11 protein-coding genes are annotated in these 10,085 nt (G+C 53.0%); 6 read left to right on the top strand and 5 right to left on the bottom strand.

The window, feature by feature from the left end:
• Positions 1 to 117 precede the first annotated feature (117 nt).
• Positions 118 to 2,073, bottom strand: a complete 1,956-nt coding sequence (locus tag KNP71_RS11415; protein ID WP_214830740.1) for a sensor histidine kinase — start codon at positions 2,071 to 2,073, stop codon at positions 118 to 120.
• Positions 2,074 to 2,264: 191 nt separating this feature from the next.
• On the opposite strand from KNP71_RS11415, the gene KNP71_RS11410 reads away from it, so the two are divergent.
• Both KNP71_RS11410 and KNP71_RS11405 read left to right on the top strand, forming a co-directional pair.
• Positions 2,265 to 2,585, top strand: coding sequence for a PadR family transcriptional regulator (locus tag KNP71_RS11410; RefSeq protein WP_021068067.1), 321 nt, complete (start codon positions 2,265 to 2,267; stop codon positions 2,583 to 2,585).
• Positions 2,582 to 3,607, top strand: coding sequence for a DUF4097 family beta strand repeat-containing protein (locus KNP71_RS11405; RefSeq protein WP_021068068.1), 1,026 nt, complete (start codon positions 2,582 to 2,584; stop codon positions 3,605 to 3,607). Before KNP71_RS11410 ends, KNP71_RS11405 begins: the two co-directional genes overlap by 4 nt.
• Positions 3,608 to 3,655: 48 nt before the next feature.
• Here the strand turns inward: KNP71_RS11405 and KNP71_RS11400 are convergent, their stop codons facing one another.
• From KNP71_RS11400 to KNP71_RS11385, 4 genes are all read right to left on the bottom strand, one after another.
• Complete coding sequence (locus KNP71_RS11400; RefSeq protein ID WP_214830738.1) at positions 3,656 to 4,351, bottom strand: LutC/YkgG family protein; 696 nt, start codon at positions 4,349 to 4,351, stop codon at positions 3,656 to 3,658.
• On the bottom strand, positions 4,348 to 5,751 hold the full coding sequence (locus tag KNP71_RS11395) for a LutB/LldF family L-lactate oxidation iron-sulfur protein (protein ID WP_483299387.1): 1,404 nt from the start codon (positions 5,749 to 5,751) through the stop codon (positions 4,348 to 4,350). Before KNP71_RS11395 ends, KNP71_RS11400 begins: the two co-directional genes overlap by 4 nt.
• A gap of 2 nt (positions 5,752 to 5,753) precedes the next feature.
• Complete coding sequence (locus tag KNP71_RS11390) at positions 5,754 to 6,491, bottom strand: (Fe-S)-binding protein (RefSeq protein ID WP_029596292.1); 738 nt, start codon at positions 6,489 to 6,491, stop codon at positions 5,754 to 5,756.
• A 238-nt stretch (positions 6,492 to 6,729) separates the two neighbouring features.
• Positions 6,730 to 8,019, bottom strand: a complete 1,290-nt coding sequence (locus tag KNP71_RS11385) for an NCS2 family permease (RefSeq protein WP_214830735.1) — start codon at positions 8,017 to 8,019, stop codon at positions 6,730 to 6,732.
• Positions 8,020 to 8,255: 236 nt separating this feature from the next.
• On the opposite strand from KNP71_RS11385, the gene KNP71_RS11380 reads away from it, so the two are divergent.
• The 4 genes from KNP71_RS11380 to KNP71_RS11365 all read left to right on the top strand — a co-directional run bounded on the left by KNP71_RS11380 (position 8,256) and on the right by KNP71_RS11365 (position 10,041).
• Positions 8,256 to 8,489, top strand: coding sequence for a hypothetical protein (locus KNP71_RS11380; RefSeq protein ID WP_029596290.1), 234 nt, complete (start codon positions 8,256 to 8,258; stop codon positions 8,487 to 8,489).
• A gap of 11 nt (positions 8,490 to 8,500) precedes the next feature.
• Positions 8,501 to 9,460: a LacI family DNA-binding transcriptional regulator gene (locus tag KNP71_RS11375; protein ID WP_029596289.1), complete on the top strand. Its 960-nt coding sequence runs from the start codon at positions 8,501 to 8,503 to the stop codon at positions 9,458 to 9,460.
• 67 nt (positions 9,461 to 9,527) lie between these two features.
• Positions 9,528 to 9,809: a HesB/YadR/YfhF family protein gene (locus tag KNP71_RS11370; RefSeq protein ID WP_029596288.1), complete on the top strand. Its 282-nt coding sequence runs from the start codon at positions 9,528 to 9,530 to the stop codon at positions 9,807 to 9,809.
• 94 nt (positions 9,810 to 9,903) lie between these two features.
• Positions 9,904 to 10,041, top strand: coding sequence for a hypothetical protein (locus tag KNP71_RS11365; protein WP_021068076.1), 138 nt, complete (start codon positions 9,904 to 9,906; stop codon positions 10,039 to 10,041).
• The last annotated feature ends 44 nt before the right edge of the window (positions 10,042 to 10,085 follow it).

The following is a 10,085-nucleotide window of genomic DNA, read 5'->3' as shown; positions in this document are numbered from 1 at the left end:
TGAATGTCGACTTCTCGCCATAAAAAACACTCCCCAATAGAATAAACAGATTTGTTATTTCATCTGTCTACCTATTGGGGAGCATATCACGCGTCAAGCGGGGTCTCCCTTTGTCTATTAACTGCTTAGTTGATCTTCCGCCGCGTATTTCGGCAAGATGATGGTGAATGTCGAGCCGTGGCCGACGCTCGAATCGACGCGAATCGTTCCGCCGTGTCCTTCGGCAATTTCTTTACAGATGGCGAGGCCGAGGCCCGTGCCACCGATTTTACGACTGGCCGAGTTGTCGACGCGATAAAACTTGTCGAACAGTTTCGGCAGCGCCGACGTCGGAATGCCGATGCCGGTGTCTTGAATCGAAATCTCGATGACATCGGACTTGTCATTCGTGACACAGACGGCGACTTTTCCGCCTTCTGGTGAATATTTGATCGCGTTGTGGAGCAAGTTCGTGAACAGTTGACTCAAGCGATCTCGATCACCGTATACATATAGATTCGTATCACATTCGAGGTCGAGCTGATGATGTTCACTCGCACCTTGATGGATGGCGATCGTTTCTTTTAAAATCGTATGCAAGCTCTCGGGTCGGCTATGGTACGTCTGTTTGCCGGACTCCATCCGTTGCACGTCGAGCAAGTTGGAAATCAAGTCCTCGAGACGGAGCGTCTCTTGGTGAATCATCCCTAAATATTGATCGATGCGCTCTGCAGGCATCGTCCGATAGCGAAGCAGCTCGGTGAAGCCGATGATGCTCGTGAGCGGTGTGCGCAGTTCGTGCGACACGGTCGACACGAGTTCCGTTTTCAAGCGGTCGACTTCGGTCTCTTGCGTCACATCCCGGAAAACGAGCATCGTGCCATGACGGGTGCCACGCAAGTGGATTTTCTCGGCATACATCTGGATGAAGCGTTCTTCTTGATTCATCGAGAACGTCACGCTTTCTTCCATGCTCTCGCCATCAAACGCACGGCGCATGAATGAGAAGAACGAGTCTTTCTGATCGACTTGAAGACCGAGTTCCTCTAAATCAGCATCCAAGCGGTACAAGTCCATCTCGTTCCGTTTCGTGGCGGCTTGATTGAACATGATGAAGAGGGCCTGGTTGGCAAACTTCTCATGTGTCGTATGCTCGACATAAATGACCGCATCACGAATCGAGTGCAGGAGGCGCGCCGTCTTCTCACGTTCTTCCTCGACTTGGTTGCGTTGTGTCGCGAGCGAAGAGGCCATTTGACGGAATGAGTTCGTCAGTTGTCCGACCTCATTTCGCGAAGAGACAGCCGCTGGAATCGGAATGATCCGTTCATCCGCCAGTCGATCACTGTTGATAATCAAGTTCTGCAGTTGACCGGTCAGTCGTTTCACGTAAGGACGGGCGGCGATAAAGAGGACGAGCAATACGGCGAGGAGAGAGAGGAGCCAGAGCACTTGCGCCCACTTTGTATGAGTGGCGAGTTGCTCCCGCAACTGATTCTCTTCTTCATTCAACGAGTTGCGGTATTCGGTAAACACCGTCTCCATATCGACGATGCTCGCACTCATGTCAGCTGCACTTTTTGAGTTGATTTTAAATTTGCGGTCGGCAGGCGGTTCCGCTTGCGGTGTCACTTTACCGAGCGTCGGCATTTTCAAAAACGGTTCGGTGACCGTCCCTTCGCGTTTGGCGATGACATATCGCTCTAGGCTCGGCATGACGCGTTGTTGATAAGCCGAGAATAGCGTCCGTGCGTCGCTGGCATACGTCTTCTCTTTTTCAGTGACCGCGTTCGTCTCGAACCATGTGGTCTGAATCTCAATTAAGTCTTGTTTTTCTTTCACGCGGGCGAGCATCGCCTCGTCGCCGAGGATGACATAGCCACGCATTTCATATTGCATCGACTGCCACGTCTCGAATAGTTCGGTCGCGTTCGTGCGACGTTCACTAATGTTCTCGAGCGATGACGTCGTCTGTTCGATTCGGTTTTCCGTATACATGTACACGGCGAGTGAGGTCAGGAGGATCAGTCCGATGAATAAATAGAAGACGAATAAAAACTGTCTTCCGATCCGCTGGTCAATCCATGCTTTCATAAAGACCGTTCCTTCCTGGAACTGCGTACATTCCTGCTGTGACAAATATCCTACGAGTGTCGTTCCTTCATTGTACAGATTTAAACCAGTTGTTTCCACCAATCAAGAAATAAGCGGAAATTTAACTATTATCTATTGAATAATAGTGAATGATGAGCTATTGTTTAATATATAGTAGAGGAGGCGAGGAAATGAATCCTCAGTTCAAGAAAGGCGTGCTCAATTTGTGCGTGCTCGCGCTCGTCGAGACGCATGACCGTTACGGATACGAGCTCGTGCAAGCCATCTCGGCAAAAGTCGCCATCTCGGAAGGGGCCGTCTATCCGCTCCTGCGGCGACTCACCTCGGACGGGTATTTCACAACGTACTTAAAGGAGTCGGCAGAAGGACCACCGCGAAAGTACTACACGATCACAGAGCAGGGGAAAGCTCATTTGGCAGAACTACGTGCGGAATGGGAAGCGTTCACGACCGGTGTCAACGAATTGATTGAAGGGGGAACGGATAAATGACAGAAGAACAGTATTTATTGGAACTCGAACGGTTACTGATGGGCATGAGCGTCATCGAGCGGGTCGATATTTTACGGGATGTGTCGGAATACTTTGCGAGCGGACGGGTTGACGGGAAGACAGATGCGGCGATGATTGAAGAACTCGGGGCGCCAAGCGCGCTCGCGAGCGAGTTGCTCGAATCAAACGAGCTCTCGTCTGAGGTGCGCAAAGAACCGGCCGTTGTCAAAAGCCAGAACGTGGCGTTTCGCAACGTCTCGATTAACGTCCTGCAAGCGCACGTCCAAGTCGTGCCGTCTCATGACGGCTTTGCCTACGCCACGCTCGAGACGGAACGAGACCACGGGGTGACGATGGAGATTGTCGGGGACACCCTGGAGATTCGAATCGAATCAGAGCGCCGGTTTGGTCTGTCGAACTTGTTCGCCTGGGCGGTGACCAAGGCACCGGTGTTACACGTCGAGTTACCACGCCATGCATATGAGCAAGTCGTCTTGAAAAATCGTCTCGGCTCCTGTGACGTGCGCAATCTCGAGGCCGCATCGGTCGAAGTTGAGAGTGAGAACGGGAGCATCACGGCCCATACTGTTAGCGCCAAGAGAGGCTCGTTCCGCTCTTCGAACGGGAAAGTCAGTCTCACGTCGATGACAGGGCAGGACCTTGACGCGCAATCGTCGAACGGACGCGTGGAAGTGCTTGGCTCGACTGTGGATCGTCTCGAGGTTCAGTCGTCGAACGGCCGTCTCGATATCCATGACGTGACAGGGGCAGTCGAGGCGAAGACATCGAACGGACGCATCGACTGTGTCATAGATGTGCTCGAGCATCCGGTCCGTCTGAAAACGAACAACGGACGCATCGATGTGCGTCTGAAGCGAGATCCGCGTGACGCCGTCATCCGGGCCAAGACGAGAAACGGCAAAGTCGAACTGTTCGGCGACCGGGCGAACGAGCGGACGTTCGGGGACGGGACGGTCGAACTCAAACTGACGAGCTCGAATGGGAGCATCACCGTCGAATAAGCATGAAAAAGACTCGCGCGTGAGCTATTCACGAGCGAGTCTTTTTGTTTACAGATCGTGGACAAGTAAGTAGGCGACACGGACCGGTCCGTGCACCCCGACAATCAAATTCATCTCGATATCGGCTGAGTTCGATGGGCCGGAAATGAAGTTGACCCCGTTTGGTGACGTGAGGTCTCCGTCTCGATCTAACGCACTGAGTTGCTTGGCCGCCTGCGTCATCCGCGGCACGAGCACCGATTTTGGGATGATGGCGATATGGTCGCGCGGCAATAGGCTGATCGTGCGTGACTTGCCGGGTGCTGCGTATTGAACGATGGTTGCACTCTCGGCGAGGGCCTGGTCGGCAATCGTGATGCCGATATCGGCTTTTATGGCGAGGGAACGGCTGTCTTCCGGTCGCTCCACATCCCACCAGTCAAACGATTCGCTCGTGTTTGGGGCCCACGCCTGAATCCGGTCGTCATGTTCAGCGATGATGGCTTTCCCTTCATACCGATCAATTAACAGACGGAGCGTATCATCGAGGTTGGCCGACTCGCATTCGACGACGTCGGTGTGGATGCGTGTCGCGACCATCCGGAATGTCTCGAGCAGTTCCTCGTCGGACGCATCTTTCAACACCTCGTCTTGCGGTCGATGCTTATACACTCGTTTCGGCGGCGTCAAATCGACGTCACGTCCGAGTTGCCCTGCGATTCGTTTTAGAAAATCCTCGCGATTGGTGATCGTGCCTGGATTCATTCTGCATTCCCCCGTTTCTTGAACCAATCCCGCACCGTCTGCTTGGCCGGTTGCGGTAAGTCTTTCGAATCCGTCCACGCCGGCAAGCCTTTGTCGATTTGTCCCGCTTTCGTGAACGGGGACGATGCGAACGGCGCGATGTGTTCGGCCGCTTCAAATAAGAACGGACTCGAGGACGTGACGGCGAAGCCTTTCATGGCGATGCGCTCGACGAACGGTGATTGTTTCTTCTCTTCGACGATGACCCGGCGATGCTCAATCAACAGCTCGTGAAGCGGGATTTTGACCGGACAGGCTTCCGTACAGGCACCGCATAGGCTCGAGGCGTATGGCAACTCTTTATAATTCTCGTATCCGTCGAGGAGCGGGGCGAGCACGGCACCGATCGGGCCCGGATAAATCGAGCCGTAGGCGTGACCACCAATATGGCGGTAGACTGGGCAGACATTGATACAGGCCGCACAGCGGATGCATTGGAGCACAGACTGGAACTGTGTGCCGAGGATGCCAGAGCGTTTGTTGTCGACGATGACGAGATGGAACTCCTCTGGTCCATCGACTTCGCCGTGACCGCGCGTGCCAGCGAACGTCGTGATGTACGAGGTGAGTCGTTGACCGACGGCGCTCCGACATAGCATATTGACGAGCACCTCGAACTCTTCATACGATGGCACGATCCGTTCCATGCCCATGACCGAGATGACCGTGTCCGAAAGCGACGTCACCATTCGACCGTTCCCTTCGTTCGTCACGAGCCCGACGGCACCGCTCTCGGCGATGGCGAAGTTACAGCCCGTGATGCCGACTTCTGCTTTCAAAAAGTCTTTCCGCAACTCACGGCGAGCATAACGCCCGAGCTCGGTCGGGTCGTTCGATCCTTCATAGCCGTGGGCCGTGAACGTCTCGTGGACGGCGTTTCGGTCTTTGTGCAAGGCCGGGGCGACGATGTGCGACGGTGGATCGTTGTCGAGCTGCAGGATCCATTCCCCGAGATCGGACTCGACGACCGTGCATCCTTCCTCATGGAGCGCCTCATTCAACCCGATTTCTTCTGTCACCATCGATTTCGATTTGACGACGTGCTTGGCATTCTTGGCGCGAACGACTTCCCGGATGTAACGGTTCGCTTCTTCCGGCGTCTCGGCGAAAAAGACGTTGCCGCCCCGTTTGGAGATATTCTCGCTCAATTGATACAAGTAATAGTCAAGATGTTCGAGCACATGTTGGCGAATCTCTTCCGAATGGTCCCGAAACGCTTCCCAATCCCCAAGCTCACCTGCCGCGTTCAGCCTTCCGTCACGTAATCGGTTCTGGGCCGAACTGACAGCTTGGCGCATGAATGGATTATCAATCCCGTCTTTGCGTCGATCTTGAAACTTCTCATCTAACCGAATCCCCATGCTCATGCTTGTTTCACCCCTTCGTTCAACACTTCCGCGATATGCATCACTTTGATTGGATGACCTTGTTTATGCAGGCGTCCCCCGATATTCATCAAACACGAGGCGTCCGCCCCGATGAGCACCTCGGCCCCCGAGTTCAAGATCGATTCAACTTTCTCATCGACCATCTGCACCGAGACGTCTGGCATCTTGACGGAGAATGTCCCCCCGAAGCCGCAACAGTTGTGGACATTGTCGAGCGGGAGCATCGTCAAGCCGTCGACATTTTTGAGCAACTGCCCCGGTGCCGCCTCGATGCCGAGCAGGCGCGTCATGTGGCATGAGGCGTGGTACGTCGCCTTGGCGGAGAACTTGGCCCCGACGTCCGTCACTTCGAGCACGTCGACGATGAACTGCGTCAACTCGAACGTCTTCGCCGCATGGGCCTCGGCCCGCATCTTCCAGGCAAGGTCATCTTTGAACAAGTGTGGATAGTCGCGCATCATCATGACACATGAACCGGACGGGCCGACGATATAATCGGCATCGGCCTTCTCGAACGTCTCAATCATATGCTTCGCAATCTTCTTTGTTTCTTCATGGTAGCCGCTGTTATAGGCGGGCTGTCCGCAACACGTTTGCTCAAACGGGAAACTGACGTCACAACCTAGATGTTCTAATAGTTCGACCGTCGCTTGTCCTACCGATGGGAACAACGTATCAGAGAGACAAGTGACGAACAGTGCCACTTTAGGCATGTCCATTCCTTCTTTCCTGTTCATAGTTTTATTCGTAAACGGTTTCACAGTTATTATTCCATAACAAACAGCCACAAAACAGAAAAATGGGACGAATCTCTCAAATAAATGTAAAATCCTACCTAATTGAGAACTAAATGATAATGAATCAAGATTCAGGATGGAACTGATATACGACAGTGTTCCCGTGCTGAATAACAGAAAAACCCTCGTCGGTCGACGAGGGCACGAATCTAACTTATAAGAAGAACATTTCCAAAATGAACAGTGCGCCGAACAAGTAGATGAGCGGGTGGACCGTCTCTTTGTTCATCGCTTTGAAGATTGGATACAGGATGAACCCGAAGGCGATCCCGCGTTCGATACTGCCCGAGAGCGGCATGATGAGAATCGTCATGAACGCCGGGAAGTATTCGCTGAAATCGGTCCAGTCGATATAGCGGACGTTCGTCAACATGAGCGCACCGACGATGATGAGCGCCGGCGCCGTGATGGCGGCAACGCCAGAGATGGCACCGATGAGCGGGCTGAAGAATAGGGTGAGTCCGAACAAACCGGCTACGACCGCTGTCGTGAGACCGGTCCGTCCGCCTTGGGCGACACCGGCAGCTGATTCAATGTAAGCCGTCGACGGGCTCGTCCCGACGAGCGAGCCACCCATTGTCGCGAGCGAGTCGGCGAACAAAGCGCGGTGACCGTTCTCAATCGTCCCATCCTCTTTCAACAGGTTGGCCTGTTTTCCGACACCGACGAGTGTTCCCGTCGTATCGAATAACGTGACGAGGAAGAATGACAAGACGGCACCGAACAAGCCGTATTGGATGACGTCTGAGAACGCCGTGAGCGGATTGACCATCAGTCCTTCCGGCAATGTCGGCATCGCCGTCACGCCTTCAATCTTCAAGAGACCCATGAAATAGGCGGCGATTCCGGTAAGTACCATCCCGATGAGGAGCGAGCCTGGGACGTTCCGAGAGAACAAGAGCGCCGAGACAATCAAGCCACCGAGGACGAGCAAGACACTCGGCGATGACAAGTCCCCGAGCCGGACAAGGTTCGCCTCATCCGCAACGATGAGACCTGACAACTTCAATCCGAGCGAGGCAATGAACAAACCGATACCGGTCGTGATGGCATGCTTGAGCGACGCTGGAATCGCTTGAATCAGTTTCGTCCGAATCGGTGACAGCGACAAAATCAAGAAGAAGACCGACGAGACGAACACGACGCCGAGCGCGGCTGACGGAGCAATCTGTTGCTGGGCGACGAGTGTATACGCGAAGAATGCGTTCAGTCCCATCCCTGGTGCAACGGCGATTGGGAGGTTGGCGTAGAACGCCATGAGGCCGGTACCAATCAAGATGGCGATGATGGTCGCCGTGAACGCTTGTGCGAACGGGATGCCGGCATCTGACATAATCGCAGGGTTGACGACGGAGATGTATGCCATCGTCACGAACGTTGTGATGCCGGCCATCACTTCTTGTTTAACGTTCGTCCCATGTTGTTTCAATTGAAAAAAGTTCATGAATAAAACTCCCTATCATTAGTAATTTCCGAACAATAATGTTCGTCAATCTTCGAATTAACGTTATCAACTTGATGACTATACAAAATGAGCTGGCTGTCGTCAATGATTTTGAGTGAAAATACCTAAAATATTCTCATGTAAGCGCTGAATGTTCGGAAATAGACAAAATAAAAATAGTACTTGCTCTGAAACGCGTTTCAGACTGTACGGTTAAGTCAAAGGAGGGAAAGCTCATGAATCCGACAACGTGGAAGACATGGTGTAGTGGGATCGTCTACGAACTCGTCATCAATCAGTTGTATACGCCGCTCGGAAGAATGTTGTGCGCCCGTTTCCAAGACGAGTTTCTTCATCTCTCCGTCGAAGAACGGTTTCGTCTCGTCCAAGCCATCCGGAAACAAGTGATTGCGAAAGGTGACAGTCAGGAGTCAGAGTGGGTACACTATATGCAAAGACTGACAGATTGAGGTGAAGCGGAATGGCGAACATCCGAGATATCGCGAAATATGCGGACGTATCCGTGACGACGGTATCGCGCGTGCTCAATGAGCATCCGTACGTGTCGAAAGAGAAGCGGGAACGGGTGCGACGGGCGATGGCCGAACTTGGCTATTTACGGAATCAGCAGGCGCTGACGTTATCGACCGGTCGCACGCAGCGTTTCGTCGTCGTGTTGCCGTATTTGGATCATCCGTATTATGGACTGTTCGTCAACGGGCTCGCGAAAGCTGCCCTCCAAAGAGATTATCGACTCGTCATGTGGCAGACAGAATATCAACTCGACCAAGAGCGGCAAGCGCTTGATTTATTGAAGCACCGTGAAGTCGATGGGGCGATTCTGTTATCCCATACGATGTCATTCGATGAGATGGAAACGTATAGACAGTTTGGTCCGATTGCGGTCGCGACCGTCGGAGCGCCGCAGACGATTTCTTCGGTCCACGTCGATCATTACACCGCGTTCGTCGCCGGTTTGCGCGTGTTGGCGCAAGCGGGATATGCCGAAATCGGCATCGTGTTGTCAAGACAAGACAGTCCAAGCTCGATCGCGCGTCAGCAAGCGTACTTCGATGAAGTCGAACTTGCGCGTGAGCGGTGGGTCTGGACCGGTTACTTGACGAGCGAGGACGGAATCGGACTGGCCGATGCGTTTCTGCGTCAACAAGAGCGTCCTCGAGCGCTCTTTTTCTCGTCGGATTATGTGGCGCTCGGTTTTTTAGGGGAATTACGCCGTCGCGGTGTCAGCATCCCCGATGAAGTCGCCATCCTGGGCTTCGATGGTCATCCGATCGGTCAGGCATTCGGTCTGTCGACGATGCACTCGCCAAATGAAGACATCGGCCGGACGCTGTTCGACGTGACGTTTGATGAAATGAACGGTGCAGCTTCGGTCACAAACAGTTTAACGGTCACGTATTTGCCGGGGACGACACTCTAGGCAACTTCCTCGCTCGTCTTTTCTGAAACGATTAGAATGGAGACAGAAGTCGAGAGGAGGATGACAGATGAAGATTAACGTGACAGAAGAAGCACTCCAATTTTTTAAAGATGAAATGGAAGTCGAGGCAGGCCAGACGGTGCGCCTCTTCGCCAAATATGGGGGTTCGACCGATTTGACGCACGGCTTCTCAGTGGGCGTCATCACAGAAGACATCGACAACGCTGTAGTCGAAACGGAAGAGGACGGGATTCGCTTCGTCGTGGCTGAACAGGATGAATGGTTGTTCCAAGGACAAGACGTCAACGTCGAGATTCGTGGCGACGAGGTCGTATTCGTTCAAGCGTGACATCACAGTTTGTTAACAGAAAGAATACATCCGTTTGAAGCCATCCAGCTCGGGGAACAGTCTACGACATGACAAAACCGAAAGGATGAGACAGATGTCAGAACAAGATAAAAAGCGTGAACAAGAAGAACAAGAGAAGTTGAAACGAGACCAACCGGATATTTCGCACGAAGAAGATTCAAAAGGGGATCATTCGGACCTCGAAGAGACGGACGAAGACGAACAAGCGTAAAGAGCCCCTAGTGGCTCTTTTTGTTTGGGAATTGAAAGAATGAG

The sequence above is a fragment of the Exiguobacterium sp. s56 genome, from assembly GCF_018618255.1.
In the GTDB taxonomy this organism is placed as follows: Bacteria; Bacillota; Bacilli; order Exiguobacteriales; family Exiguobacteriaceae; genus Exiguobacterium; species Exiguobacterium chiriqhucha.
This window is presented reverse-complemented; position numbering and strand designations above follow the sequence as displayed.

Coding starts and splice junctions, on each gene's coding strand:
- KNP71_RS11415 (WP_214830740.1), bottom strand. CDS start 2,073: ATGAAAGCATGGATTGACCAGCGGATCGGAAGACAGTTTTTATTCGTC.
- KNP71_RS11410 (WP_021068067.1), top strand. CDS start 2,265: ATGAATCCTCAGTTCAAGAAAGGCGTGCTCAATTTGTGCGTGCTCGCG.
- KNP71_RS11405 (WP_021068068.1), top strand. CDS start 2,582: ATGACAGAAGAACAGTATTTATTGGAACTCGAACGGTTACTGATGGGC.
- KNP71_RS11400 (WP_214830738.1), bottom strand. CDS start 4,351: ATGAATCCAGGCACGATCACCAATCGCGAGGATTTTCTAAAACGAATC.
- KNP71_RS11395 (WP_483299387.1), bottom strand. CDS start 5,751: ATGGGGATTCGGTTAGATGAGAAGTTTCAAGATCGACGCAAAGACGGG.
- KNP71_RS11390 (WP_029596292.1), bottom strand. CDS start 6,491: ATGCCTAAAGTGGCACTGTTCGTCACTTGTCTCTCTGATACGTTGTTC.
- KNP71_RS11385 (WP_214830735.1), bottom strand. CDS start 8,019: ATGAACTTTTTTCAATTGAAACAACATGGGACGAACGTTAAACAAGAA.
- KNP71_RS11380 (WP_029596290.1), top strand. CDS start 8,256: ATGAATCCGACAACGTGGAAGACATGGTGTAGTGGGATCGTCTACGAA.
- KNP71_RS11375 (WP_029596289.1), top strand. CDS start 8,501: ATGGCGAACATCCGAGATATCGCGAAATATGCGGACGTATCCGTGACG.
- KNP71_RS11370 (WP_029596288.1), top strand. CDS start 9,528: ATGAAGATTAACGTGACAGAAGAAGCACTCCAATTTTTTAAAGATGAA.
- KNP71_RS11365 (WP_021068076.1), top strand. CDS start 9,904: ATGTCAGAACAAGATAAAAAGCGTGAACAAGAAGAACAAGAGAAGTTG.